General features: G+C 69.6%; 25 protein-coding genes. 13 read left to right on the top strand and 12 right to left on the bottom strand.

Translation table 11 applies throughout. From position 1 onward, the window contains the following. Positions 1–494 precede the first annotated feature (494 nt). On the bottom strand, positions 495–743 hold the full coding sequence (locus MKK58_RS26255; protein WP_243915891.1) for a hypothetical protein: 249 nt from the start codon (positions 741–743) through the stop codon (positions 495–497). A 406-nt stretch (positions 744–1,149) separates the two neighbouring features. After that, on the bottom strand, positions 1,150–1,419 hold the full coding sequence (locus tag MKK58_RS26250) for a hypothetical protein (RefSeq protein ID WP_243915890.1): 270 nt from the start codon (positions 1,417–1,419) through the stop codon (positions 1,150–1,152). Positions 1,420–1,572: 153 nt separating this feature from the next. Between MKK58_RS26250 and MKK58_RS26245 the strand changes: the two genes are divergently transcribed. From MKK58_RS26245 to MKK58_RS26225, 5 genes are all read left to right on the top strand, one after another. Further along, positions 1,573–1,923: a hypothetical protein gene (locus tag MKK58_RS26245; protein WP_243915889.1), complete on the top strand. Its 351-nt coding sequence runs from the start codon at positions 1,573–1,575 to the stop codon at positions 1,921–1,923. Positions 1,924–2,309: 386 nt separating this feature from the next. Next, positions 2,310–3,179, top strand: a complete 870-nt coding sequence (locus tag MKK58_RS26240; RefSeq protein WP_243915888.1) for a hypothetical protein — start codon at positions 2,310–2,312, stop codon at positions 3,177–3,179. A 398-nt stretch (positions 3,180–3,577) separates the two neighbouring features. Further along, positions 3,578–4,174, top strand: coding sequence for an SCO family protein (locus MKK58_RS26235; protein ID WP_243915887.1), 597 nt, complete (start codon positions 3,578–3,580; stop codon positions 4,172–4,174). Positions 4,175–4,199: 25 nt separating this feature from the next. Continuing rightward, entirely contained in the window at positions 4,200–6,953 is a 2,754-nt protein-coding gene (locus MKK58_RS26230) for a galactose oxidase-like domain-containing protein (protein WP_243915886.1), read from the top strand. Between the two features lie 176 nt (positions 6,954–7,129). Then, complete coding sequence (locus MKK58_RS26225; protein WP_243915885.1) at positions 7,130–7,642, top strand: prepilin peptidase; 513 nt, start codon at positions 7,130–7,132, stop codon at positions 7,640–7,642. Between the two features lie 6 nt (positions 7,643–7,648). Here MKK58_RS26225 and MKK58_RS27025 read toward each other — a convergent pair whose 3' ends face one another. From MKK58_RS27025 to MKK58_RS26195, 6 genes are all read right to left on the bottom strand, one after another. Beyond that, a complete protein-coding gene (locus MKK58_RS27025) occupies positions 7,649–8,536 on the bottom strand; it encodes a type II secretion system protein GspK (protein WP_243915884.1) in 888 nt (295 codons plus the stop codon). Further along, entirely contained in the window at positions 8,533–9,141 is a 609-nt protein-coding gene (locus tag MKK58_RS26215; protein WP_243915883.1) for a prepilin-type N-terminal cleavage/methylation domain-containing protein, read from the bottom strand. Before MKK58_RS26215 ends, MKK58_RS27025 begins: the two co-directional genes overlap by 4 nt. Next, positions 9,138–9,620, bottom strand: a complete 483-nt coding sequence (locus tag MKK58_RS26210) for a GspH/FimT family pseudopilin (protein WP_243915882.1) — start codon at positions 9,618–9,620, stop codon at positions 9,138–9,140. The genes MKK58_RS26215 and MKK58_RS26210 overlap by 4 nt, the downstream gene beginning before the upstream one ends. Beyond that, on the bottom strand, positions 9,620–10,054 hold the full coding sequence (gspG, locus tag MKK58_RS26205) for a type II secretion system major pseudopilin GspG (RefSeq protein ID WP_243915881.1): 435 nt from the start codon (positions 10,052–10,054) through the stop codon (positions 9,620–9,622). Before gspG ends, MKK58_RS26210 begins: the two co-directional genes overlap by 1 nt. Positions 10,055–10,164: 110 nt before the next feature. After that, positions 10,165–11,379, bottom strand: coding sequence for a type II secretion system F family protein (locus MKK58_RS26200; RefSeq protein ID WP_243915880.1), 1,215 nt, complete (start codon positions 11,377–11,379; stop codon positions 10,165–10,167). After that, positions 11,379–13,112, bottom strand: coding sequence for a GspE/PulE family protein (locus MKK58_RS26195; RefSeq protein WP_243915879.1), 1,734 nt, complete (start codon positions 13,110–13,112; stop codon positions 11,379–11,381). The genes MKK58_RS26200 and MKK58_RS26195 overlap by 1 nt, the downstream gene beginning before the upstream one ends. A gap of 134 nt (positions 13,113–13,246) precedes the next feature. Here MKK58_RS26195 and MKK58_RS26190 point away from each other — a divergent pair, with 134 nt between their 5' ends. Genes MKK58_RS26190 through MKK58_RS26180 form a run of 3 tightly spaced genes read left to right on the top strand, consistent with a single transcriptional unit; the run spans position 13,247 to position 15,500 of the window. After that, the gene (locus tag MKK58_RS26190) at positions 13,247–14,335 is read left to right on the top strand and encodes a hypothetical protein (protein WP_243915878.1); all 1,089 of its coding nucleotides are present in this window, start codon (positions 13,247–13,249) and stop codon (positions 14,333–14,335) included. Continuing rightward, entirely contained in the window at positions 14,332–14,880 is a 549-nt protein-coding gene (locus tag MKK58_RS26185) for a GspMb/PilO family protein (RefSeq protein ID WP_243915877.1), read from the top strand. Before MKK58_RS26190 ends, MKK58_RS26185 begins: the two co-directional genes overlap by 4 nt. 5 nt (positions 14,881–14,885) lie before the next feature. Beyond that, a complete protein-coding gene (locus MKK58_RS26180) occupies positions 14,886–15,500 on the top strand; it encodes a hypothetical protein (RefSeq protein WP_243915876.1) in 615 nt (204 codons plus the stop codon). A gap of 36 nt (positions 15,501–15,536) precedes the next feature. Here MKK58_RS26180 and gspD read toward each other — a convergent pair whose 3' ends face one another. Further along, positions 15,537–17,975, bottom strand: coding sequence for a type II secretion system secretin GspD (gene gspD / locus MKK58_RS26175; protein ID WP_243915875.1), 2,439 nt, complete (start codon positions 17,973–17,975; stop codon positions 15,537–15,539). Between the two features lie 585 nt (positions 17,976–18,560). Between gspD and MKK58_RS26170 the strand changes: the two genes are divergently transcribed. Further along, the gene (locus MKK58_RS26170; protein WP_243915874.1) at positions 18,561–18,794 is read left to right on the top strand and encodes a hypothetical protein; all 234 of its coding nucleotides are present in this window, start codon (positions 18,561–18,563) and stop codon (positions 18,792–18,794) included. Between the two features lie 311 nt (positions 18,795–19,105). Continuing rightward, complete coding sequence (locus tag MKK58_RS26165; RefSeq protein ID WP_243915873.1) at positions 19,106–19,645, top strand: DNA-binding protein; 540 nt, start codon at positions 19,106–19,108, stop codon at positions 19,643–19,645. A 514-nt stretch (positions 19,646–20,159) separates the two neighbouring features. Here MKK58_RS26165 and MKK58_RS26160 read toward each other — a convergent pair. After that, positions 20,160–20,345, bottom strand: coding sequence for a hypothetical protein (locus MKK58_RS26160; protein ID WP_243915872.1), 186 nt, complete (start codon positions 20,343–20,345; stop codon positions 20,160–20,162). Between the two features lie 388 nt (positions 20,346–20,733). On the opposite strand from MKK58_RS26160, the gene MKK58_RS26155 reads away from it, so the two are divergent. From MKK58_RS26155 to MKK58_RS26145, 3 genes are all read left to right on the top strand, one after another. Further along, positions 20,734–21,615 carry a hypothetical protein gene (locus MKK58_RS26155; RefSeq protein ID WP_243915871.1) on the top strand — a complete coding sequence of 294 codons (882 nt, stop codon included), beginning with the start codon at positions 20,734–20,736 and terminating at the stop codon, positions 21,613–21,615. Positions 21,616–21,793: 178 nt separating this feature from the next. Next, positions 21,794–23,041, top strand: a complete 1,248-nt coding sequence (locus MKK58_RS26150; protein WP_243915870.1) for a GNAT family N-acetyltransferase — start codon at positions 21,794–21,796, stop codon at positions 23,039–23,041. A gap of 75 nt (positions 23,042–23,116) precedes the next feature. Beyond that, entirely contained in the window at positions 23,117–23,620 is a 504-nt protein-coding gene (locus MKK58_RS26145) for an NUDIX domain-containing protein (protein WP_243915869.1), read from the top strand. A gap of 171 nt (positions 23,621–23,791) precedes the next feature. Here MKK58_RS26145 and MKK58_RS26135 read toward each other — a convergent pair whose 3' ends face one another. Both MKK58_RS26135 and MKK58_RS26130 read right to left on the bottom strand, forming a co-directional pair. Further along, positions 23,792–24,703 (bottom strand): hypothetical protein, encoded by a 912-nt coding sequence (locus tag MKK58_RS26135; RefSeq protein ID WP_243915868.1) that lies wholly within the window; start codon positions 24,701–24,703, stop codon positions 23,792–23,794. Positions 24,704–24,748: 45 nt separating this feature from the next. Continuing rightward, positions 24,749–25,238 (bottom strand): SIS domain-containing protein (locus tag MKK58_RS26130; RefSeq protein ID WP_243915867.1); only part of this gene is annotated, 490 nt, incomplete at its 5' end.

The following is a 25,238-nucleotide window of genomic DNA, read 5'->3' as shown; positions in this document are numbered from 1 at the left end:
CCGCGCCGCCCCCCTGCGCAACCCCTACAGCTGCCCGATGAGCTCGGCCGCCGAGGGCAACGCCAACCAGCAGAACTTCCCCACCCAGCAATACGGCCAGACCTCGGGCGGTAACCGCTGCTGATCGGACGGGAGACGGATTACCCGATGCTGCTGAAAGGCTTCTCCTACGCGATGATCGCCGCCTTCGCGGGCGGCCTCGCCTTCACGGTCGTGGGCTCGGCCAACGCTTTCCTGAGCCTGTAGGAACCGCAGACTCCGCCTCAGACCCGCCCGGCCCCCGGCCGCGGCGGGTTTTTGCGTTGGCCGTGCGGGAGTCGCGGCGCTGCGCGTCCGCTAGCCCGACAGGCTTGGCCGGGCGCGATCCGGACCCCGGACATGCGAACGGCGCAGGGCCCGAAGGCCGCTGCGCCGTTGGTTCTGGCCGCTGGGGGGGGCGGCAGCGGCCTGCCCGATGGATCGGGCAGCGGGCGCGGATATGCGCCCCGGCAGGATCAGCGAGCGGTGGACTCGCCGGCTTCCGCGACCACCCGCACCGTGCGGCCCGGGGCGGTCGGCTTCGCCACGGCGACGGGCTGGGGCGTGGTGGTCAGGTCGCTGACGCTGCGCACCGCCTGCGTCTCCCGAGCCTGCTCACGGAAGAGCGGCGGCGTCAGGTGGAGCGCCTCGCCTGCCATGGCGGCGCCGGTGGCGAAGGTTGCCGAAGCGAGGATCGTCAGGGCGAGGAAGCGGGTGGCGCGCATGGGAATCTCCGGGTTTGGCCAGCCGGGGGCGGGCCGTTGAGGAGATAGAACCACATTTTTGTGCGCTGCGGTTTGCGCATTTTGCAACGCACCATAGTGCGAAGGCGCGAAGGTTCGATGATTATATCGCCGCTTCTCGACGGCCAAAGTGGCTTTTGGTCCAGTAGAAGCTATGTCCTGAATGCACAGGACGACGAACCGACATCGCGATCATCAAATTAAATTTCTTCTGAGATCAAATATACTTTTGACGAACACGCTTTTTGCATGGCTGCCCTGTCGAGTCCGCGCGTCTTTCGAGGGTCTTCCGCGCCCGGCAAGCCGGGGCCGGTGGGTGTCCCGGGCCTCCGACACGAAAACGGCGGGGCTTTCGCCCCGCCGCCGGTCGTCTCAAGGGTATGAAGGGTCAGCGGGCCGGGCCGCCGGAGGTCTGGCCATACTGCTGGACCACGAAGTTCGGCTGGCCGGCATTGCCTTCCTGGGCGGAGTCGTGGCCCCGCACGGCGCGGATCGATCCGGTGGTGATGTCGTCGTACCGGCGGCTCTCGAGGCCACCGGGCGCCGTGGCGGCGGCGATGCCGGCCGGGGCGGTGTAGCTCTGGGCCAGGGCGGGCGAGGCCATCGCGCCGACGCTCAGGATGGCGGCAGCAACGGCAGAAGCAATACGTGTGTTCATGGCACAATCCACTTGGGTTTGCGCGGTCTCCGTCAGATGGCGGCTGGCCGTGACTTGTTGGGTGACCCTGATGTAGGCCTGCCTCGGCCGGAACGACGTGCCGTTTGGCACGCCCATACCGGACCGACTTTTCGCGCCCAGGAGCACACCGCCATGATCCGTCCCCGCACGACGGTGCCGGCTTCCGCCGCGCCCTCCGCACCCGCGCGCCCGCTTGCCGACCCGATCTCCCCCGCCCCGTCCTGGCAGGAGGCCGTCGGGCCGGTGGCGGAGGCCCTGCTGAGCCTCGTCGCCGCCGTCGAGAGCCAGCCGAAATCGGGCCCGGCCGTGAAGGCCTTCCAGACCGCCATCCGGCGCAAGGGCGAGGAAGCCTCGGCGGCGGGCGGGCGCGAGGCCATGGAGGCGGCCCTGCGGATCGTCGCCGACGCCGCCCCCGACCGGGCCGAACGACGGGACAGCATCGTCGACAAGGCCTGGGCCGGTCTCCCCGGCTGGCGGAGCTGAGGGGTGGGACCCCTCGTCCCTGTCGTTCCCCATCTCGGCGCCGCACATCATGGTCGCGCGGGCCGATCCGGCTCTCCGATCGTCGGGACGGGGTTCAGAGTTCCGGCTTCGAACGGGCGGCAGGACGGATTCTGCGCATGGCTGCGCGGGTCCTGATCGGAGGCGGCTCTAACTGTCGATGGACCGGTCGACGGTCGTCATCCGAAGGCCGTCGGCCTGCACCGACCGGTGCTCGACCTCGTGGTCGTTCCACCAAGTCGGTTCGACAGCAAGTCTTCTTCGGTGGTCCAGTCGCGCGCGGGCCTCGACCAGGCTATCGACAGGATTTTTAGGAAAGATCTGGCACTCTACCGGGAGATAGTCTGTTCTAAGTAGAGTGTAGATCCATGCAGGGTTCGGAACCCGGCAGCCAGGTCATACGGGCCTGCACGGTCGCGCTGACGGCGTTGTCCGCCGGCATCGTCGTGTTTCTGTGGGTCTGTGCCACCTACGGATCGGCCCTTGGACTGCCCCTGGCCGTGCCGATGCCGCCCCCCTTCCCGCCGATACGCGTACTGACCTTGCTGTTGGCCCTCCACCTCGTCGGCCTCTGCTTCGGCCTCGGCGGCGCCACCATGCTCGACTTCTGGATCCTGCGCTGGATGCGACAGGGCTCGCTGCCGCCGGAGATCGAGCGCAGCTTCCTGTTCATCAGCAAGGTCGTCACCATGGGCATCGCCCTGCTGTGGATCTCCGGCCTCGGGTTCCTCGGGCTCTACGCCCTCGAGGCGCCCGAGAAGCTCGCCAACCCGAAACTCTGGGCCAAGGTGATCGTGGTGGCGGTGCTGACCGTCAACGGCGTGCTCATCCATGCCCTGGTGCTCCCGAGCGTCCTGCGCGACGTGCGCCGGCCCATGCTCGACGGGGTTTCCCTCACCACGGCCGGCATCTTCCTGGTCTCGGGGGCCGTCTCGGGGGTCTCCTGGTACTTCGCCTTCGCCCTCGGGCTGGTGCGCGAACTGAACGGCAAGGTCGGCACCGGCGTGCTGCTGTCCTTATGGGGCGTGGGCGTCGTCCTCGCGGCCATCGGGGCCTTCGCCCTGCGGGAATCGCTCAGGCGCCTGGCGGTACGGCGGCGGGCCCGCACGGTCCCGCCGATCGAGTGGGTGCCCAACCGGCCCGATGCGCCTTTCTCCTCCGTGCGCCTGCGCCGGATTCCGGCCGATACCCTGGTTTCGATCCGGCCGGGCTACGTCCCGGCAGGAACGCGAGGCTGAAAACATCTGGTGGAGCGGCCATCCGAGGGAACAGGCGCAAAGCATCGAAGCGTTGCGCGACAGATCCGGGGTTTCTCCGACCGCGCGACATCCCGTGACGGCTCCGTGCAAATCTTTCGCGATTGCGTTCGTGACTTGCACCTGAGTGAGGTGGCGACTTGAATAAAGCTCCCGATCAGAGATTTATTTTTGCAAAGACTGGATCTATCATTGGGATAGATTGCCTTCCCGTTAATAGTTAATCGTATTAAGTAATTCTGCAAACTATATAGCAGCAGTTTTTCCAGCATATCTGCCCCTCGGTTCAGCAGCGCGGCGGCGCCTGCGGCGAGAGGGATATCTTCGGGATGCCGATCCGGATCCGTGACCTTCGGAAGAGCTTGGATCTTCGAAAGAGCTTGGGCGTCCTCGCGGGTGCCCTGCTGATGCCGGCGGCGGTTACCGCCGAGCCGGCCCGGAGCGACCTCGAATCCCTGCTCTGGCCGACCCCCGGCCCCGTCCGCCTCGACCAGGCCGGCACCACGGTCTCGGCCGCGCGACTGGCGGACCGGCTCGTGGTGGTGAGCTTCATCACCACGGGCTGCACCATCACCTGCGTGATCCGGACCCGCGATCTCGCCGCCCTCAAGCGAAGCCTGCCCGGGCCGCTGCGGGCGCGGGTGGCCGTCCTCGCGGTCACCCTCGACCCGGCGCGGGACGACGCGCCGGCCCTGCGCGTCTTCGCAGAGGGCCTCGGGCTCGATCCGGCGCATGTCGCGGTCCTGGGCAGCGATCCGGACACGGCGGCGCGCCAGCGCGCGGCCCTGCGCTACCCGGCCGACCGCTCCGATCCGCCCGACACGGTGCTGGTCTTCGACCGCATCGGGCAACTCGCGATGAGCTACGGCGCCAACCCCGTCGACCGGCCCCGCCTCGCCCGCGACCTCGCCGCGCTCGACCGCTTCACGCAGGGCGTCGGGCACCCCCCGACCCCCGCCGCCTCACCCGCCCTGTAAGATCCCGCCCGAGAAGGCCCCTCCCATGCCCGGTTCCCCCCGAACACCCGATGCCCGCCCGGCCTCGACCCTCTGGCGCGCCCTCGCGGCCGCCACCTTCCTGACGCCGGCCGCCCTGTTTCCCGGCGCCGTCCTGCCGGCGGGCGCCGCGCAGCTCCCGGTGATCGCCACCCCGGTGGCGGACCCGGTCCTCGCCAACCTGACGATCCCCGACACCGCGCCCACACAGGGCATGTGGTCGGGCGTCAAGGCCTGGCCCCTCAACGCCATCCACATGAGCTTGCTGCCCACCGGCAAGCTGCTGACCTTCGGGTCCCCGCTCGGCGATGCCGGCGCGCAGAACGGCCGCACCTTCGACATCTGGGACCCCAGCAAGGGCCCGGTCGACGGCGCTCACGTCAACTTCCAGGAGCCCGGCTTCGTCAACAGCTTCTGCGCCGCGATGTCGTTTCTCGGCGACGGCTCGCTGCTGGTGGCCGGCGGCATCTTCGACGGCGGCGTCGACAAGGGCAGCGCCGTGCTGAACCCCGCGGGCACCGCCGTCGGCGTCATCAATGCCAAACTCGCCAACGACCGCTATTACTCGACCATGGTCTCCCTGCCCGACGGCCGGCCCCTGATCATGGGCGGCTCGTTCCCGTACCAGGGCGGCTGGGCCGATCCGCAGGGCAGCATCGACCGGGGCCTGATGACCGGCATGACCCCGGAGCTCTACGACGGGGCGAAGTGGGTGAGTCTGTTCGGCGCCAACAGCCGCGACGCGTTCGGACCCGACTTCAACCGCTTCTGGTACCCGCGTGCCTGGGTCGCCCCGAACGGCAAGGTCTTCGGCCTCTCCTCGGAGAAGATGTGGTTCCTCGATCCCAACGGGAACGGCGCGGTGGCGGCGATGCCGTTCAAGGAGCCGCAGCGGAACGCCGCTTCGGCCGCCGATGCGCCGAATGTCGGCCCCGTCTCGACGGCCGCCATGTACGACACGGGCAAGATCCTGCAGGTCGGCGGCAACAGCTACGACAACGGCAACGGCTTTCTCTCCAGCAGCCGCGCCACGGTGGTCGACATCAACGGCGCTAAACCGGTCCTCACCGAGGTGCCGGCGATGCGCTTCGGCCGGGCTTGGGCCAACGCGACCGTCCTGCCCACCGGCACGGTCGCGGTGACCGGCGGCAGCAAATTCAACGACCAGGCCGGCGACAACACGGTCCTGGCTACCGAACTCTGGGACCCGAAGACCAACGCCTGGACGCTCGGCGCCTCCAACGCGATCTACCGGGGCTACCACTCCACCGCCGGCCTGATGCAGAACGGCACGGTGCTGGTGTCGGGCGGCGGCGCCCCGGGCCCGGTGGCCAACCTCAACGCCGAGTTCTACTATCCGCCCTACCTGTTCACCACGGTGAACGGGAGGGCCGCGCTCGCGCCCCGGCCCCAGATCGTCAGCCTGAGCAGCAACAAGCTCGCGCACGCCCAGTCGATGCAGATCGAGCTCACCTCGCAGAACGGGCTCTCGCAGGTGGTGCTGATCGGCCTCGCCCAGGTCACCCACAGCTTCAACAGCGGCCAGCGCCGCGTGCCGCTGACCTTCACCCAGGCCGGCACCCTCGTCACCGTGCAGACGCCGGCCTCTGGCAACCTCGCGCCCCCCGGCTACTATCAACTCGTCGCCGTCGACGGAAAGGGCGTGCCCTCGCCGGGCGTGATCGTGGCGCTCGGCGCCAACGTCGCCGCGCCCACGGGACCCACGACCGTACCGTCGAACACGGCCACGGGCACGGTCGATAACACGAGCTGGACCCGGTGCTCGGCCGAGTACGAGACCTGCACCGTGGCGAGCGGTCCCCGGACCGTCCGCTTCGGGGCCAATGGGCAGTACGTCACCAAGACGATCACGGGCTCCACACCCTGCACGAACGAGGCCTTCGGCCGGGATCCCCTCTACGGCACGGTCAAGGTCTGCGAGGTGGCGGGTACCGCCACGGCGGGCGGCACTGGGACGGGCGGAGCCACGGCCGGTGGAACCGGCACCGGTGGCACGAATACGGGCACGACGGCGGGCGGCTCCACGGGCTCGGTCTCGACCGGCCCCTCCCCCTTCACGGTCGCGCCGACCGGAGCCTGGAAGGAGATCGGCATCGAAGCGAGCCGGATCGCCACGGCCGCCGACGGCACGACGGTCACGGTCAACCGGAACGACGGCAAGGTCTGGCTCTATCAGGCCGACGGTGCCTGGCGGAACCTGCCCGGCCAGATGAAGGACGTGGCCGTGGTCAAGGCCAACAGCATCTACGGCATCGGTCTCGACGACGTGGTCTATCGCTTCGACGGCACGCAGTGGACCGCGATCCCCAGCGCCAACAACGTCACCATCGCGGCCTCCGCCGACGGCACCGTGGTCGTGGTCAACCGCAACGGGGAGATCTGGGCGAAGGCCACGGACGACGCGCAGGCCAACTGGCGCCGCCTGCCGGGCGCCGCCCGGAAGGTGGTGGCGATGAGCGGCCGGAGCTTCTGGGCGATCGGTCTCGACAACAACATCTATCGCAGCGACGGCACCGGCGCCTGGGCCTATGTGGGCCGCGAGGCCCTGGACCTGGCGGCCGCGTCGGATGGCGGCGTCGTCACGGTGAACCGGAACACCAGGGCGATCTGGCGCAAAACCGGCGACGACACCGTCGAGGCCTGGGCCCTGATGCCCAACGCCACCGCGAACGCGGTGGCGGCGCCGAGCACCCAGCGGCTCCTCGCCATCGGGCTCGACGGGAAGATCTACCGCTACTGAATTGGGCCCGACCGACGCGCGGGACGAAATGGCGGGGCTGGCCGGAACGCATCCGGCCGGCCCTGTCCGTTCGGGACGCCAGCTTGTCAGGACGCTCTTGTCAGGACGCTCTTGCGGCCAGCGCCACCCCGTGTGATCCGCGCCCGCGATGGTGCGGGACGAATCGGGAGGACGGGGTGAATCACATCCTCGCGGCGCTGCTGCCCGTGCTGCTCGCCCTGCCGCTGACCGCCCCGATCGCCCTCATCGACCTGCGCCGCCGCATCATCCCGAACGCCCTGAACGGGGCACTCCTCGGCCTCGGCCTCGGCCTCGCCGCCGTGCAGGGGCTGACCACCGACGATCCGGCCGCGCGGGACCCCGCGGGAGCGGCCGGCGCCGTGGGCCTGGCCCTCGCCCAGGCGGCCCTCGCCTACGGGCTGTTCGCGGCCTTGCGCGCCGGCTACGGGCGCCTGCGCGGCCGCACCGGCCTCGGGCTCGGAGACGTCAAGTTCGTCGCGGCCGCGATGCCGTGGATCGGCCTCGCGCAGCTGCCCCTGATGATCCTCGTCGCCAGCACGTCCGCGCTCCTCGCCGTCGCGGCCCTGCGCCTGACGGGGCGCCGGATCGGCGCGGACACGCGACTGCCCTTCGGCCCCTTCCTCGTCCTCGGCCTGCACGGGGCGCAGCTCCTGCGCCCGGATCTCTGAGCCGGATCAGCCCGGGCCGAGGGCGGCGGCGATGCGGGCGCAGGCGGGATGCGGGCTTCCGGCCTGCCCGGATGGGATCGACCGGACCCACTCGACGATTCCGATCCCCACGGGGGCGGCGCCCGTGGAGACCAGGGCGGACCGGCCCGCGCGGGCGCCGGCGGGGTCGGCGACCAGGACCTCGACGCGCAGGAACTGTCGCTGGGACGGCCGGGGGGGCTGCCGCGCGGCCTCGGCCGTCGCGACCCGGCGCAGGCGCGACGTGTCGAGACGCCCGCCCGGATTGAACACCGTCACGGCCGGCAGCAGGAGCGCCGCCAGGGCCGGTGTCATCGCGGGCAGCTGCGCGATCTCGTCCGCGCGCAGGAAGGGTCCGTTGCGCGGTCCCGAGGCGAGGCCGCGGGCCCGGTACTGGGGGGCCTCGGCGCCCCCGCCCGGCTCGGGCGTGTCGTCGGGATCGCGGAAATCCACGATCTCGGCGGCCAGCGTCGCGGCGTCCCGGTCGGGAACGCCCAGCGCCCGCAGATCCTCCTCCATCTGTGGGCGTGGCGTCGTGTTGAGGTCGAGGAGGGCGCCCTGGTCGCGTAGCGCAATCCAGGCGCTGCGTCCCTCCGGCAGCGGGCACAGGACCAGGCTGCCGTCCTCCGGAAGCCCGAGGCGCGTCGCCCGGTAGCCCCGCTCCACCACGAGCCCGAAGGCGACGAAGCGGGCGATGCCGTCGGCCAGGCCCTGCAGGCGGAGGCCGTCGGCGCGTTGTCCGGCGAGGATGGTGCGCGTCTGCAGGCGCAGGGCCGCCGTGGCCGCCGCCGCCGACAGGACGAGGAGGACCACTAGGACCGCCGGCAGCACGAAGCCGGCCTCCTCCGCTCGGGCGATCGGACGGGGCGCCCTCACGGCCGCGCCGCCACTGGGATCAGCAGCGGCGTCCAGCGCCGTCGGTCGCCTGCCGGAAAGCCGATGCGCAGTTCCACCAGGGTCGGATGCGCGTCCCGCCGCGACCAGTCCGGGAGCCATCGCGGTGGCTGCTTCGGACCCGGGCTTCCAAAGTAGCGCAGCTCCAGGTTCGCCACCCGCCCGAGCAGCGTCTCCGGCACAGGCGCCACCTCGGTCTCCGTGCCCTGGACGGCCAAGCGGCTCTCGACGAGATCGAGCCCCGCCGCGCTGGGCCGGGCACGCAGGTCGAGCCGCTGCTCGCCCGCCCGCTCCAAGTCCCGGTTCGCTCCCAGGATGGTGGAGAGGCCGTCCGGCGTGCCGAGGAAGGGCGTCGGAGTCCCGTCGGGGCGCCGGCCCGCCACCTCGCCGAGGGTCCGGCGCAGGTGGTCGCGCAAGGTCTGCACCGCCTCGGCGTCGGTCAGGCGGGCGGAGATCCCCGCGATCGAGCCCGTCACCGCCAGGGCCTGCGAGAGCATCACGCCGATCAGCGCGGCCAGCGCCAGGGCGATGAGCATCTCCACCAGGGTGAAGCCAGCCTCGTCGGTGATGGCCCGGCTCGGGGTCACGGCGCTCCCTCCCCGTCATGGACAAGGCCGGTCAGCGGGCTGACCACCAGGGCGCGGCTGGCGCGCCCGCGCGTGAGCGCGATGCGGCCGCCGCTGGCGCTGCCGTCGGCCAGGAAGCGGATCTCGCCGGGGCCACCCCAGCGCGAGCGGGGAACGTCGACCCGCAGAACCGCCGCCACCGGGATGGGGGCTACGCCGGGACGCGAGCTGAGGAAGCGGTTGTTGGGTCCGTCGAGGACGAGGCGCGCGGTCCGGCCCGTGCGCAGGGCCTCCCCCCGCAGGAGGTCCATCTCCGCCCGCAGGGTCTCGGCGGCCCGCTCGAGGCGCCGGGCCGGCACGAGGGCGTCGAGGGCGGGACCGGATGTGGCCGCCGCGAGCCCGAGGATCGCCAGCACCACCAGCATCTCCACGAGGCTGAAGCCGTCCTCGGCGGTGCGGGCCGCTGGGCGAACCGCGGATGGACGGCCCCGCCCGGGCATCAGCTGCTGGACGCGTCGGCATCCTCGCCGGTGCCGCCGGGCTGACCGTCACGGCCGAGGGTGTAGACATCGAAGGGCGCCCCGGACGCGCCGGGGGTCCGGTAGAGGTACGGCCGGCCCCAGGGATCGATCAGGCCCTTGGCGTCGCGCACGTACGGCCCCTGCCAGTTCACGCCGGGGGGCGCCGTGACCAGGGCGGCGAGCCCCTGGCGCGGATTGGGGTAGCTGCCGGCGTCGAGGTAGTAGAGTTCCACCGAGCGGGCGATGTTCTTGGCCTGGACCTTGGCGGAATCGCCCTTGGCCCGACCGAGATAGCCGAGCACCTGCGGCGTCACCATGGTGGCGATCATGCCGATGATGGCCAGGACCACGAGGAGCTCGACGAGGGAGAAGCCGTCCTCGCCGCCCGGGCGGCTTTTCCGCATCGCGTCCATGTCGGCTGTCCCCGTCCGGTCGGATGACCTCGACCCGACGTCGGCGCAGGCTACGGGCGCGCGGTAAAGATTGCCTTCTCGGATGCCGTGCGTTCAGCGGGCCATATTGTTCAGCGGGCCATGTCGCCCACGCTCAGGATCGCGCCCATCACCGACATGATGAGGCCGCCGATCAGGCCGCCGAGAACCACGGTGACGAGGGGCGTCAGCAGGGCGAGCAGGCGGTCGATGCGCTCGCGGGTCTGGGTCTCGTGCATCTCGGCGGCGTGGATCAGCACGGGCCCGAGGCGGTTCACCTGCTCGCCGCTGGCGATGAGGTTGAGGGTCGAGGGCGCATAAGCCCGCAGGCCCCCGAGCCCGGCGGCGAGGCTCGCCCCCTCGGTGAGGCGGCGGCCGGCCTGGGCCAGGGCCTCGCGGAAGATCAGGTTGCGGGCGAGCGGGCGCGTCGCGGCCACCGCCTCGGGGATCGGCACCTCGGCGTTCAGGAGGGTGCCGAGCACCCGGCAGAGGCGGCCGAACTCGGCGCCGACGACGATCTCGCGGATCAGCGGCAGTCGCAGGGCCCAGCGGCTTCGGAAGCCGGCAAAGCGCGGGTTGGACCAGCCCCGCACCGTCAGGGTCGCCAGGAGCGCCAGCCCGACGGCGAGGTGAGCCCACCAGGCCGCCAGCGCCTCGCCGAGCCCTTGCGCCGCCCGGATCGCAAAGGGGGGCGCGCGCCCCGCGCCCTCGAACATCGGAGCCAGCGCCGGCACCAGGACGCCGATCACCATGGCGAGGGTACCCAGCGCCATGAGCAGCAGCAGGCTGGGATAGATCATCGCGGAGGAGAGGTGGCGCCGCACCGCGTCGCGCCGCTCCAGCGAGGCGGTCAGACTCGCGATGACGTCGACCAGGGTGCCGGTCGCCTCGCCGGCCCGCACCGCGTCGACCATGTCGCGCGGGAACGCCTCCCCGTGAGCCGCCATGGCCTTGGACAGGGAGGCGCCCGCCACCACCCGTTCCAGGAGATCGGCGAGGACGGGCTGCATCGCGGCCGAGGCCTGACGCTGCACGAGCCGCAGGCAGCGGTCGACGGTGAGGCCCGCGCCCAGCAGCGTGCCGAACTCCTTCATGAAGGCGATGCGGGCCGTGTCGGTGATGCGGTCGCGCCCGAACAGGTCGCGCTTCCAGAACGGGACGCCCCCCGCCGCCGCCGGCACGATGGCGAAGACCCGCAGGCCATCGGCGCGTAGATCCGCCACCGCCCGCTCGCGGCCCCCGGCCTCGATCCGCCCGGAGCGCAGGCGACCGGCCGTGTCGTAGGCCCTGTAGGTGAAGGCCGGCATCAGACGAGCCCCTCGAAGACGCGGCCGATCTCCTCGAGGGTGGTCTCGCCGGCCAGGACCTTGGCGCGGGCAGTCTCGGCCAGGGTCGCCATGCCGGACGCGCGCGCCTGCGCGGTGAGGGTCTGCTCGTCGGCGCCCGCGCAGATCAGGGCGCGCAGGTCCGCATCGAGGGGCATCACCTCGGAGACGACGCTGCGTCCGTGATAGCCGGACCTGTTGCAGGTCGCGCAACCGCGAGCCCGGCGCAGGCGAAGCGGCGCGCCCTCGGCCGGCCGGCCGAGGCGAATGCGCTCCTCGGGCGTCGCCTCGCTCGCGGTCGCGCAGGCGACGCAGACCCGCCGCACCAGGCGCTGGGCCACCACCCCGTTCAGGGTCGCGGCGATGAGGAAGGGCTCGACCCCCATGTCGACGAGGCGCGTCACCGTGGCGGGGGCCGAGTTGGTGTGCAGGGTCGAGATCACGAGGTGGCCGGTGAGCGAGGCCTGCACGGCGATGCGCGCCGTCTCGCCGTCGCGGATCTCGCCGACCATCACCACGTCCGGGTCCTGGCGCAGGATCGACCGCAGGGCCGCGGCGAAGTCGAGCCCGATGCCCGGATGGGCCTGGACCTGGTTGACCCCCGCCATGCGGTACTCGACCGGATCCTCGACGGTGACGACCTTGAGGTGGGTGCCGTTGATGCGCCGCAGGGCCGCGTAGAGCGTCGTGGTCTTGCCGCTGCCGGTTGGGCCGGTGACGAGGACGAGCCCGTTGGGCCGGCGCGTCATCGCGTCGATCTGCGCGATCGCACTTTCGTCGAAGCCGAGTCCGGCAAAATCCTCCACCCGGCGCGAGCCGTCGAGGACGCGCATCACCACGCTCTCACCGTGGGCGGTGGGCAGGGTCGAGATGCGCAGGTCGATGTCGTGGCCCCGGTCGGCCACCTGCATGCGCCCGTCCTGGGGCAGGCGCCGCTCGGCGATGTTGAGGCCCGCCAGGATCTTGATCCGAGTGGTGAGCGCGAGCTGCACGGATTTGGCCAGCCGCTCGGACTCGACGAGGACGCCGTCGACCCGGTAGCGCACGCGCAGATCGGCCTCCTCCGCCTCGATGTGGATGTCGGAGGCCGAGAGTTCGAAGGCCTTGCGCACCAGCCGCGCGGCGAGCCGTACGATCGGCGCCTGGCTCGCAACGTCCTGCAGCTGGGCGAGGTCCCCGTCGAGGACGCCCGCCTCCTCGGCCTCGCCGTCGCCGTAGACCGCCCGGTGCGCCCGCTCGAAGGCGCCGGGCCCGATGATGCGCAAGGACACCCGCCGGTCGGTGAGATGGGCCAAAGCCGCCGCCGTCTCGGCCTCGAACACGTTGACGACCGCGACCGTGAGCACCCCGTCCCCGTCCGAGACGGGCAGGACGCGGGCGCGCCCGCAATAGTCGCCGTCGAGGAGGTCGGGCAGCACGGCTTGGGCCGGGACCTCCTCCTCGCGCAGAAAGCCGAGGCCGGTGGCGTCGGCGAGCGCGGTGACGAGGGTGGCCTCGTGCAGGAGCCCGCTCTCCGTCAGGAGCACGGGCAGCGGGCGCTGGCCGGGCCGGTCGAGGGCGGTGAGCGCCTGCTCTAGGCCGGCGGCGTCGATCGCCTGGGTTCGTAGGAGATAGTCGAGGAAGTCGCGCGCCGCGTCGGTGCCGTCGCGGACCGTCGCGCGCAGATCCGGCCTCTGACGGCGCGGGCGGGTCTTGGCAGCCCAGATCGAGAGCATGCGGGTACGTCCGGTGTGCACGGTTGCCGCACACGGACGCCCAAGGAGCCGCGCGACTTAAAGCAAATGAAACCCTCAGGACGGTAAAGATTGCCTCTCGCATCCTTCGCGTGCGGCCGATCCGGGGCTTGGGCTTGAACGGACTTGCGCTCAGTTCCACGACGGGCCGTTCGCTCGCGGCCGCCCTGCGCTGGTGGGTCTCGGAACTCGGGAGCCTCGCGGGCGGCGCGGACCGCCCGGAACCCGCCCGCAGCGACCTCATCCTGCAACTCGGCCCCCCCGAAGCGGGCGACGCCCTGACCCTGATCGACCGGCGCGGCGAGACCCCGCGCCGCTACACCCTGGCGGGCGGGACCGACGACCTCTCCGAGCGCCTCGCGGCGATCCGGGGCACGGGCCGAAAAGTCGTCTCGGTCGCCGTGATGGTCGACCCTGCCGCCTGCTTCCTGCGGACCTTGCGCCTGCCCGCCGCCGTCCTGCCGCGCATGCGGGACGTCCTGGCCCAGGAACTCGAGGCCGCCACGCCGTTCCGGATCGATGCGGTCCATACGGACTGGTTCGTCGAAGGCGAGGACGCGGATGGCCTGAAGGTCCGGCACGTCGTGCTCAAGCGCGCCCGGCTCGATCCCCTCCTGGCGACCCTGGCCGCCGCCCGGCTCGTGGTGGGGCCGGTGAGCGTCGGGCCCTCCGAGGACCGGGCGATGCCGGTCGACCTCCTCAGCGGCGGTGGGCGCCCGATCCCCCGCCTGCTGCGGAATTTTACGCGGGGCGATGGGCTCGCCCTGGGGCTCGCCCTTCTCCTGGCCTGTGCCGCCTTCGGCCTGCTGCGCGCGCACCAGGACGCGACCCTGGCGGCCCTGGAGACGGCGACCTTCGAGGTACGTCGGGCAGCGCCCCAGCGGCTCCCGCCTCCGGTGCAGGCTCTGGCGGGCACGCTGGTCGCCGAGCGCTATGCCCGTCCGCCGCTCGCGATCCTCTGGTCAGCCCTGGCCCGGGCCCTGCCCCCGGCGGCCTTTGCCGAGAGCCTTCAGATCGATGCCGAAGGGGTGAGCGTGACCCTGCGCACCAGAGATGCGGACGCGGTCCTGAGGGCCCTCGACGCCGCTCCGGACCTCGGCACCGTGGTGGTGCGCGAGCGCGAGGCCGCCGGGGAACGCCTCGTGATCGGGCTCTACGTCCGCGCCTGGACAAATCCCGGCCCCGCGCCGGGGCTTCGGCCATGACAATCGACCTTCCCAACCTGCTGCGCGGACGTACCGGCGCGCTCCTGATCCTGGCGGCTGCGGCCATCGGGGGCTTCGGGCTGCTCGGACAGGCCGCGGGCGATGTCGCCGAGACACAGGGCCAGATCGCCGAGGCCCGCGCGCTCCTGAGCCGGACCCGGGCCGCGGCGAGCCGGCCGCCCCTGCCCGCCCCCATCTGGGCTTCGGACGACGCGGCGCTCCTCGCGGCCTTTCGCGCCCGCCTCGACGGGGTGATGGCGGGCCGCGTCGTCCTGCTCGACGCGTCCGGCCTCGAACCCGACCCGGCCCGGCCCCATGCGCCGCGTCTCTCGGCCAGCTTGCGGGGAACGGCCGAGGGGTTGCACGGCCTGCTGCTGGCGCTGGAGACGCAAAGTCCCCTCGCGGTGATCGAGACCGCGCGCCTCGGCCCTGCGCGCGCGGCCGATGCCGAGACGGGCTGGCCCACGGTGATGCAGCTCTCCTTGAGCCTGCGCGGCGCCCTAGTCCCGGCACCGGCCGGCGGCGATCCGGGGCCTGCGCCGTGATCCGCGTGTCCCGGCGGGTCCTGGGAGCCGGTCCGATCTCCCTGGGTTTCCTCGGCGCGGCGGGGCTCGCCCTCATCGTCGCCGCCCTCTGGCCGGTGGATGCGAGCGCGCCGCTCGCCGGGCCCGGTAGCCCGCCGCTGGATCTCGGTCGCCTCGCGGCGGCCGACACCGGCGCGGCCCTGAGCCGGCCGCTGTTCGACCCGGAGCGGCGTCCCTGGACGGCGCGGGGCAGCCGCGAGGATCTCACGGCGAGCGAGCGGCCCCCGACCCTCCTGAGCGTGCGCGGCATCTTGATTGAGGATCGCGTCCGCCGCGCCCTGGTGACGGATGGCAGCGGGGAGCCGACCTGGCTCGGGCTCGGCGAGGGCCGGGGCGGTTGGCGCCTGGTCGCGATCGAGCCCGCGCAGGTGGTGGTAGCGGATGCCGCCCGGCACTACACCCTCGCCTTCCTCGGGGCCCCGGTCGCCCTGCGGCCCCCGCCGCGCGAGCCGGCCCCGGCGGGAGTCGCCTTACGGCCGGCGCTGAGCCCCGCGCAGGACGAGCCTCCGGCGATGCAGCGCACGTTGCAGGAACGGCGCATCATGCGGCGGATCGACATCACCCGCCCCGGCACGCCCTGAACGGGGTTCCGTGTCTCTCACGAAAGCCCGGCGCGCTCAGTCCATCGCCCGGCGCAGGACGCCCGGGGAGCCGTAGGGCGTCGCGGCCAGCGGCCTCGGCGCCGGCACGGGGCGGACCGGCATCATCGTCTTCAGCTGCTGGCGGAAATCCTCGGCGATGCGGTCGGCCTCGCCGGTACCCCGGATCACGCGGGGCCGGATGAAGATGATGAGCTCGGTGCGCACGCGGCTGTCGACGCGGTTGCGGAAGGCCGGCCCGATCAGCGGCAGGTCGCCGAGGACCGGCAGGCTCTCGTTGGTGATGAGCGCCTTCTCCTGCACGAGGCCGCCGATGGCGAGGCTGTGGCCGTCGTTGACCGCGATGCTGGTGGCGACCCGGCGCTGGCGGATCGTCGGCGAGTTGATCGACGAGGTCGTGGTCGGGACCACGTCGCTGACCTCCTGGTTAATGTCGAGCACCACGAGGCCGTTCTTGTTCACGCGCGGCGTCACCGAGAGGATGACGCCGGTGTCCTTCATCTCGATTTGGTTGAGGATCGGCGCGCCCGCCGCCAGCGCGCTCTGCCCCGTCTGCTTCACGATGGGCACCTGGTCGCCGACCTGGAGCTTGGCCGTGCGGTTGTCCATCACGGTGATGTTGGGCGAGGAGATCACGTTGACCCGCGTGATGCCCTGGAGCGCGTTGACCACGACGTTGAAGTCGGTGGCGTTCAAGAGGTAGTTGAAGCCCGGCACGCCCCGGGCCGCCGCCGTCACCAGGCCCGCCGTTCCCCCCGTGGCCATCGCCGCGACGGTCCCGGTCTGGGCGAGGTTGAACTGGCCCTGGCCGCCGTTCTTGAGGAACCACTGCACGCCGAAGCGCAGCTCGTCGTTGAGGGTGACCTCCGCGATCACGGTCTCGAGCAGGACCTGGGTCGGCATCGCGTCGAGGCGCGCGAGGATCTTGAGGATCTTGTCGTACTGGTTGCGGGTGGCCGAGACGACGAGGCTGTTGTTGGCCTCGTCGGCCATGATCCCGATCTGGTCGCGGCGCTGACCGCCCGCGGCGGCCAGACCCGACGGCGCGAAGGCCGAGGACCCCGGGCCGTAGCCGCCGGCCTGGCCGCTAGGATCGAAACCGCCGGCTCCCATCCCACCCTCGCTGCCGTAACCGCCGGCGTTCATGCCGCTCGGGTTCATGCCGCCCGGACTCATCCCCGCCGAACCCATCCCGACCGGGTTCATCCCCCCTGGGTTCATGCCGCCCTGCCCGAGGCCGCCGGCCCCCATGCCGCCCGAGCTCGCACTCAGGCTCCCGCCGTTCAGGCCGCCGGAATTCATGGTCCCGGAATTCATGCCGGCGCCGGTCGCGCCGAGCCCCATCCCGGAGCCGTCGCCGGCACCGAAGGCGCCGCCCGCCCCGTAGCCGCCATTGCCATAGGCGCCGAAGCTAGTGCTCACGGCCATGCCGCCGCCGGTCTCGGCCGCGACCACGCCCTGGAGCACGGCGGCGAGTTCGCGGGCCGAGCGGTTCTGGATCCGGTAGACGAAGAGCTGGCGTTCTCGGTCGGCCGCGAGGGTCTCGAGCTTGCCGATCCAGTCGCGGGCCCGGTCGAGATAGGCCGCCCGCGCGCTCACCACCAGGATGGCGCCCAGCGCCTCGTTGGGCACGAAGTGGATGATGTCGCCGGTGCCGGCGGTCTCGCTGCTGAAGATCTGGACGAGGTCGCGGGCGATGGTGGCTGGATTGGCGCTGCGCACGGGGATCATCGCCGTCGACATCCCGCTCATCCAGTCGACGTCGAACACCGCGATCGTCTCGCGCAGGGCCTGGATCTGGGCCCGGTCGCCGGACAGGATCAGCATGTTGCGGGTCCTGTCGGCGCGCAGGATTACGTCTCGGGGGGCGACGGAGGCGAGGATCGCCTGCATCTCGGCGGCCGAGATCCAGCGCAGGGGAACGGCCTGGGCCCGGGCCCCGGGCTCCCCGGCGAGATCTGGCACGCTGCGCACCGGCAGGATGCCGGCCGGCCCGCCGGCGGGAACGATCTCCACCGTGGCACCGCGTCGGCGCAGGGCGAAGTTGCGGGCCGCGAGCGCCGCCTCGAACATCGCCAGCAGCGTCTCGCGGCGAACGGCACCGGCCGTCTGGAGCGTCAGGGTGCCGGTGACGCGCTCGTCGAGCGTGTAGTTCCAGCGCAGGGTATCGGCGAGCACGGCCTTGGCCGCCACCGGGATCGGTACCTCGACGAGGTTGAGGCTGACCGGGCCGCCCGGGAGCGGACCGTTGAGGGCCGCGTCGGCGCCGAGGAAACGATCGCTGCCGCGCTGGACCACCGGAGCCGCGCGCGGGGCCGGCGCGTAGACGCCGTCTGGGGCAATCCGCCCGGTATCCGAGAAGACGAGGCCCGCATCGGCGGCCACCGCGAGGTTCCCATGGAGCAGCTCCACGAAAAGAACGGCCAGACGCGCCAGGAGGAATGCAGGTCTCGCCATTTCTCCTTGCGCCTGATGTCGTCTGCCTTCGATGACTTATGACGCGTTAAATAAACATGGTTAATAAATAGATAACTGATTGATATTGCAGTAAAAACGCACCGCTCATCATTCGCGTCGAGTAATGCTTAGTCACATCATCGGGGTCGTCAGATCGCGCCAGGAAAGCGTTCTGCCCGATCGATGTCGACCGAGGATCATGAGCCGCTTCCAGACCGGATCTCCTGCGCAACGAAGATGGAATAGGGCGTGATCGACTTCGGCGACAGGCCGCCGCCGCGCGAGGACTTCGCGATGATGCGAAGCGGGTTCCCGATCCTGCCGCGCTGCTTGGCGCGCCCCGATCCGGCTGGTCGCCCCCGCGCACCCTTCGATCCCCCGGCAGGCACGGGATGGCCAAGCCGATCTCGCAAAAAGCGGTCCCCGGCCTTGCGCCGAAAATCTGCGATCGAACAACGGCTTAGGCGGACTTATGTTCGGCCACCGGCGCAAGTCCGTTTAGTGCGGTCGCCGCGGAGTTCAAGAATGTCGCGAACGGCCAAGCTTTGTTATCCGCAGCTGAATCAACGCGGGGAGCGGATGGGAATGGCGGTGGGGCGTGAGGCAGGCCGGGACACGACTTGGACGCCGTCGAAGGCGGCGCGGCAACGGCGGCTCTGGCGCGGCTACGACACCAGCCTCCGGTCGAGCGGCGTCGTGCATGGGCGCCCCGCCCTGCCCGAAAGCTCCGGGCAGGCGCTTCAGCTTCCGCCACGCTGGCTCACCGCCCGCGAGTTGATCGGCATGGCGCGCGCCGCGCGCAGCAAGCCCCAGGACTGACAAACCGGAGGACTGAACGGAGCCCCAGGCTCCACCGGGGGTGGTTGCGCGACGGGAAGGTCTCGACCGCACGATCACCACGGCGCTCGCAAATGTCGGCGCCCGGTATCTCCAGTTCTGGATCGATGTGACGATCCGCTGATCCTCCGGTTTTCGATCGATTTGCTTGCATTGGCCGCGAACGATCCATTAAGCTGGTCCGGAGCAGCTTTGGTCAGCGGCAGCGCCTGATTCGAATCGAACGGCGCGCCCGATCCAAGCACCCTTTGCCAAGTACCCTCTGCCAAGCAGCATCCGACAGCGAGAGCCCGTTGCGCAAACAAACAAGGCGGTCATTCACCGTCGAAATCAAGCATAGCATCACCTCCGGCCGATCCTTCATCCCCACCAAGCAGCCCCGCGTTCCGCGCAAGGGCAAATCCACGGACAAGGCCCTGGCGGACCCGTCGCCGGCCGAGACCGGACGGGACGCCGCTCCGGCGCCGGGCCTCGCCGAATGCGCCGAGCCCCGCCGCATCCTGCCGAGTCTCATCGTCTGGGAGCCGCCGCAGCCCGATCCGGAACCCGAGGTGGCGCACGAGGCGCCCCTGCCCCGCGTCCGTCGCGTCGTGCCGTCGCTGGGAGCCGATGGCATGCCGCGCCGCAGGGGCCGGCCGCGGAAGGTCGTGCCCGAGGGCGAACCGGTCGTCGTCGCTCCGCCGGTCCCCGCGCCGCCGCGGATCGAAGCCCTCGTGCCCGCCCGTGCGGTGCCCGTTGCGCTCGTCCGGCCCCAGCGCGTCGCTCGCCCCGAGGTGGCGGCCCTGCCGCGCGCCGAGCGCTGGAAGCGCCGCCTGCCCCGGGCCTGCTGGTAGACCTCCTGTTCGTCGCGATCCGGTCGCGACGGGTCAGCCACTCGGCCCTCCGTTCCCGGAATGAACGACGTCCGCCCGAACGGCATTGAGCTTCGGGTAACCGGGTTCGCGCATGGTTCCGGTGAGCCTTGTCCTGCGTATCGGCTCCCGTCGTGTGGACACGACATGCTCCGCTGGCCCGCCCTCGCGGCGGCCGGCGGGGCTTCCCACGACCCTTCGGGTTTTCCGGCGGTCCGATCGCGACGGGATATCAGGACGCCAGCGCCGGACATCAGATCTGCTGTTCCGCGTATCTTCGTGTCTTCCGCCTGCGCGCAGGAAATTGCGCGCGAAGATCTCTCCGAAGCCCCGGCCCTTCGGGTCGGCGATCCGCATAAGGGCGTCGATGGCGTCCTGGGCGCCGATCTCAGCGCAGCGACCGGATCGAACGTCTCCGGCGCGTCGCCGAGGCCGAGGGACGCGCGGGCGTGGCCGTACCCGTAGGATGCCCCGGCACGGGACGGCAGGCCGGCCCTCAAGGTGAAGGCGCAGAGGAGCTCCGGAGTTCGGCGAGCTCGGCCCGCAGCGCATCGATCTCCGCCTGCAACGCGCCGGCATCGACCGCCATCTCGATGCACTGTTCCTGCGCCTCGGCGAGCTGAAGGCGGAGCTCGGCATTCTCCGCCGCGAGTTCGAGCAGGGTGATGTCGAGGGAGGACAAGGGGATGGCGGACTCGCTGATTCGGAATCGGAACGGACCCCGAGGCTTTCGCCACGCACGCGTTACCGTTGACTTAACCATGCCGGCCAGCCGAGATGGCATGTCTGGCCGCGCTCGCCCTCAGGGTGAGTCGCGCGCCGATCACCAGTCAGGGAACATGGCCGCGCAAGAGACCTAAGCCCGAAACGCCAACGGCCCCGCATCGCCAAATGCAGGGCCGTCGAAATCGATGAAGTCTGGGAAGACCAATAACAGCTCCCCAGACATCATAACACCGCTCAGGTGTCAATCGGGATCGCTTCCCGAGACGATGGTGCTTTGCCTTTTGACGGGGACGGCTTCGGCCGCGCCCCCTGCTTTGCCGCGGCCCGGGCAGGAGCCGGGACCGATGTTGCATGCCGAGATCATGCGGGCCGCGATCGAGGGGGCGCGCACGTTCGCGCAGATGGACGAACTGTCCCGCCAGCTCTGGCGAGGTCACGGGGCGGGGGCCTTGAGCGACGGGGAGGCCCAAGGCCTCGCCGAGCACCTGCACGGGCGCCGCTCGGCGATCCGCGACGACATGCGGCCGCTGCCCATCCCGGGCCTCGCCATCCCGCGCACAAGGCTGTTCCCCCCGCGAAAGATCCCCAGGAGCCCGGACCGGATCGCCTCGCGCGACCGGCGCCGGCTGCTGGCCTGCTCGGGTCCCCTGCCGCCCCGGCTCGCCGCCCGCTTCACGGAGGGCCAGCGCGCTGTCCTGCGCATCGTGGCCGACGCCGTGGCGGAGGCGGGCCTGTGCGACCTCTGCCTCGACGCCATCGCGGCCCGGGCCGGCGTCTGCCGGCGCCTGGCGCAGGGCGCTCTACGCCTGGCTGCGGGCGACGACCTCCTCACGATCGAGGAACGGCGCTACCCCGGCCGCCGGAACGCGCCCAACCTGGTGCGCATCGTCAGTCAGGACTGGCAGGCCTGGATCAAGCGGGGCGGCAAGCGCAGACGGACCGATCCAACCCCGCCCGCCGAGACCCCGCCCGAGCCGCACCCGACAGGGTGCAAAGCCCTGCACACCACGGAGAAGAGTCTTTTCAATCCGGGGAAAACCGAGCCTCGCCCTGTCCGGGAGGGGCTGCCGAGGATCGCGGATCGCCCCGGCGGCCCTGCCCTGCCGATCTCCGGCGCGGTGACACCAGGGGCCGACGCACACCAAACCCAGGCGCGTTTGCTGAAACCCCCCACAGGTGAACCCGTCCGTGAGGGTTGTGGAAACCAGATCGGAACTCCGATGTGAAGAAACGCCGAGCCGATTATTTTGCAGGGATCGCCAGCGATGTTTCTTTACGCTCTCGGCTCATAGCCGATCCGGTCTTCGTGCTGCTCTTGTCAGGCGATGCACGAAGTGAATGGGGACGGACCGGACCGGTGGAGGGTCCGATACCGTCCGCGTTTCCGGACGGAGAACACCGACGTTGACCGCGATACAGACCTTCGACGCCCCCGCGCCGATCCGGGCCGAGGCCGTCCATCCCGCCGCCGGGGTCGCCCCGCGCTCGGACCTCTCGGATCGGGGCTTGCGGGTCGAGCGCGTCGACACGCGCCGGTTCGCGGGCCTCGAGTCCGCGTTTCGCGATCTCGCCGATGCGACCCCGGAGGCAAACGTCTTCCTCGAGCCGGCGATGCTGGATGCCGCGCAACGGGCCGACCCCGACACGCCCCTCGTCGTCCTGCTGGCCTGGGACCCGGAACAGCGCCTCGTCGGTGTCTGGGCCTTCGCCCTGGAGCGGCGCGGCCTCGTCGCGCGCCTGCGGGCCCCAGCCGTCCCCCTGGCCTCCCTCGGCAGCCCCCTGGTCCGGCCCGACTGGGCCCGGGACGCGCTGGCGGCGTGGTTCGCCCTCCTCCGGGCCGATCGGAGCCTGCCGAAGCTCCTCGACCTCAACTGCCGCACGGACGGGTCCTTCCAGGGCGCCCTCGACGCGCTGCAGGCCGAGGGGCGCTGCGCCGTGAAGGTGCGGGCGCGCCACCGCCGGGCGATGCTGGAGACCGCGCTCGACGCCGAGGCGTACCTGCGCCAGACCCTGTCGGGCTCGCGCCGCGCCAAGCTGCGGCAGCTGCGCTCCAAGCTCGGGCGCCAGGGCGAGGTGGCTTACGTCGTGCACGAAGGCGCGGCCGTGCCGGCGGCGGTGGACCAGTTCCTCGCCCTGGAGGCGCTGGGCTGGAAGGGCCAGCGCGGCAGCGCCATGCAGTCGAACGCCAAGCACGCGGCCTTCCTGCGGGGCGGGCTTGGCGCCCTCGCGGCTCAGGGGCGCGGCAAGGTCAGCGCGCTGACCCTGGACGGCGAACCGATCAGCATGTGCGTCCTGATCTACTCGGGGGGCACGGCCTTCATGTGGAAGATCGCCTACGACGAGGCCCGCGGCAACTTTTCGCCGGGCTACCAGCTCGCGCTCGAGGACACCGCGATGCTGCTGGCCGACCCGGCCGTGCGGCTCTCGGATTCCTGTGCGGCGGCGGAAGTCGGGATGATGTCCGAGCTCTGGCAGGAGCGCGCGCCGCTCGCCGATCTCCTCATCGGTGTCCGGCCCGGCCTGCGCTTCAAGGGCACGGTGGCGCTCCTGGCGGCCCTCGGCCTCGTCCCCGAGCTGCGCCGACGGCTGCGCCTGCGCGCGAAGCTCAAACCGCTCCTCAATCGCCTGCGCGCCCTTCGGGGACGATCGTAGGATTGGCGCTGCGTCACGATCCGAAGAGCGCCTGACGGAACCGCCGGCATGGCCGCAACGAGAGGGATGTGTTCGATGCTCTGGATCCCGGCCGAAATCTACAAGGAGATCCTTCTGCACGTCCCCATTGCGTGCGTGGATATCGCGATCGTGTCCGAAGGGCGCATCCTCCTCGTCGAACGCATGGATGAACCCGCGAAGGGACAGATGTGGCTCCCCGGCGGCCGGGTCCGGAAGGGCGAGACCATGCGGGATGCCGCCGCCCGCAAGGCCATCGAGGAAGTTGGCATCGAATGCCATGTCGGGCCGATCGTGCACACGGCCGAGACGATCTTCGACGATGGACCGCACGGTGTGCCCGTCCACAGCATCAACACGTGCTTCTTCCTGTTTCCGCGTCTCCCGGACGCGCGGGTCCGCCTCGACGACCATCACGCCCGGTTCGCCTGGGTCGAGGGGATCGAGGGCGATCTTCACCCGTATGTTCGTCGGTGTCTTTTGGCAGCCGGGCTGCAAAGGTCGACAACCAGTGCAAGCCCCGTTTCGGGTCCTGAAGAGCAGAGGTCGCAGAACTTTTGAAAAGTCTGTCTTGTGCCGTTCCATACTCTGAGTCGGGCTCAAGGAGTGACGCGCCATCTCCGCCCGATATGAAGAGATCGCCGTAAGCTTCGTGGGCGTTCTGTGCCTTGCCACTGCCCTCGACTGGCTCAAGTGATGATACGCCTCAACGCATAAATGTTATTGTTCGAACTAAACGTGTATTATTTTTCTTAAAACGTCGACTGTTTTGGAATCGGCAGTGAGTTCCTTAACTCTATTTGAGCAATTGACAGACATTTGGGAATAATCTTCAAAGCTCATATTATCTATTTTATCTATTGCTTCTTTCACAGACGACGCGCTTACTGAGGTAGTATTATCTAGGAAGAATTTTCCAAGAGTGGTTTGTTTCATCAGGTGATCCAAAGTTATGACGGGAGTTCCAAGTAACATCGATTCTAGGCAGGATAAACCATAAGCCTCAGCTTCTTTAAAATGGACAGTAAAAAAACTTTCTGACATTTTTTCATGGCAATCGCTATGAGACAATACTCCGTTGATGGTTTCATGTCCGTACATTTCAAAATTTCCGCTATACAATCCTCTAAATTCTTCAAGATACTTGGTCCCTATAGGCCAATATTTTGGAAAACTGATGTATGAGCGAGCAATTTTATTGCGATAACTATTATGTAGATCCTTAGGCACAATATTATCAAGATATGGAAAAGGAAAATACAAAAGCTTATGCTTAACATAACTACTGTAACTATTAAATAATCCAATATCCGGACAAATCATAATATCACTGATATTAGGCTCATATTCGTGATGCTGCTGGGCAATATTTAATATAATTTTAGCTTTTACGTCATTGGCCAACTTTTTAAAGTCGGATTCTTGAGGCTTACATGCTATCATTACATAATTTGGGCTTAGAATTAAAAATTCCTCGTAAGAAACGAGTTTAGATCCAATATTTTGATTTGGAGCATAGTATGATATTTTTCCCCAGTCCGAATCGGGCGAAATTACTTCAAAACCTATTTTTTTGAAATCTCTTACTAAAGCCTGCGTAGCCGGTTCATGATAGTTTTGAATTAATATCATTAATTTTTTCATTGATTTCTCCTAAAATATATTTAGCTATTCGAGTATACCTGCGAATTACTCTACGGTCACGGATTTGGCGAGGTTGCGCGGCTGATCGACGTCCTTACCCATGAAGACGGCGGTGTGGTAGGCGATGAGCTGGATCGGCACCGCGTAGACGATCGGCGCCACGACGGGGTCGAGGTCCGGCATCGTCACGGTGGCCATGGTGTCGAGGCCGGCCGCGGCCGCGCCCTTGGCGTCGCCGATCAGGATGATGCGCCCGCCGCGGGCGGCCACCTCCTGCATGTTCGAGACCGTCTTCTCGAAGATCGCGTCGTGGGGCGCGATCACGATCACCGGCACGCTCTCGTCGATGAGGGCGATGGGGCCGTGCTTGAGTTCACCCGCCGCGTAACCTTCCGCGTGGATGTAACTGATTTCCTTGAGCTTCAGGGCACCTTCCAGCGCCATCGGGTAGCTGGTGCCGCGCCCCAGGTAGAGCACGTCGCGGGCCTTGGCGACCTCGCGGGCCAGGATCTCGATCGGCCCTTCGAGCTTGGTC

The organism is Methylobacterium sp. J-078 (assembly GCF_022829285.1).
GTDB lineage: Bacteria > Pseudomonadota > Alphaproteobacteria > Rhizobiales > Beijerinckiaceae > Methylobacterium.
Note: the sequence above shows the minus strand (reverse complement) of the source record. Positions and strands in the feature narration are given on the sequence as shown.

Bases quoted from the DNA above. Each gene is read 5' to 3' on its own strand.
- MKK58_RS26255 (WP_243915891.1), bottom strand. From the start codon at position 743: ATGCGCGCCACCCGCTTCCTCGCCCTGACGATCCTCGCTTCGGCAACC.
- MKK58_RS26250 (WP_243915890.1), bottom strand. From the start codon at position 1,419: ATGAACACACGTATTGCTTCTGCCGTTGCTGCCGCCATCCTGAGCGTC.
- MKK58_RS26245 (WP_243915889.1), top strand. From the start codon at position 1,573: ATGATCCGTCCCCGCACGACGGTGCCGGCTTCCGCCGCGCCCTCCGCA.
- MKK58_RS26240 (WP_243915888.1), top strand. From the start codon at position 2,310: ATGCAGGGTTCGGAACCCGGCAGCCAGGTCATACGGGCCTGCACGGTC.
- MKK58_RS26230 (WP_243915886.1), top strand. From the start codon at position 4,200: ATGCCCGGTTCCCCCCGAACACCCGATGCCCGCCCGGCCTCGACCCTC.
- MKK58_RS26210 (WP_243915882.1), bottom strand. From the start codon at position 9,620: ATGCCCGGGCGGGGCCGTCCATCCGCGGTTCGCCCAGCGGCCCGCACC.
- gspG (WP_243915881.1), bottom strand. From the start codon at position 10,054: ATGGACGCGATGCGGAAAAGCCGCCCGGGCGGCGAGGACGGCTTCTCC.
- MKK58_RS26200 (WP_243915880.1), bottom strand. From the start codon at position 11,379: ATGCCGGCCTTCACCTACAGGGCCTACGACACGGCCGGTCGCCTGCGC.
- MKK58_RS26195 (WP_243915879.1), bottom strand. From the start codon at position 13,112: ATGCTCTCGATCTGGGCTGCCAAGACCCGCCCGCGCCGTCAGAGGCCG.
- MKK58_RS26185 (WP_243915877.1), top strand. From the start codon at position 14,332: ATGACAATCGACCTTCCCAACCTGCTGCGCGGACGTACCGGCGCGCTC.
- gspD (WP_243915875.1), bottom strand. From the start codon at position 17,975: ATGGCGAGACCTGCATTCCTCCTGGCGCGTCTGGCCGTTCTTTTCGTG.
- MKK58_RS26170 (WP_243915874.1), top strand. From the start codon at position 18,561: ATGGCGGTGGGGCGTGAGGCAGGCCGGGACACGACTTGGACGCCGTCG.
- MKK58_RS26155 (WP_243915871.1), top strand. From the start codon at position 20,734: ATGTTGCATGCCGAGATCATGCGGGCCGCGATCGAGGGGGCGCGCACG.
- MKK58_RS26145 (WP_243915869.1), top strand. From the start codon at position 23,117: ATGCTCTGGATCCCGGCCGAAATCTACAAGGAGATCCTTCTGCACGTC.
- MKK58_RS26135 (WP_243915868.1), bottom strand. From the start codon at position 24,703: ATGAAAAAATTAATGATATTAATTCAAAACTATCATGAACCGGCTACG.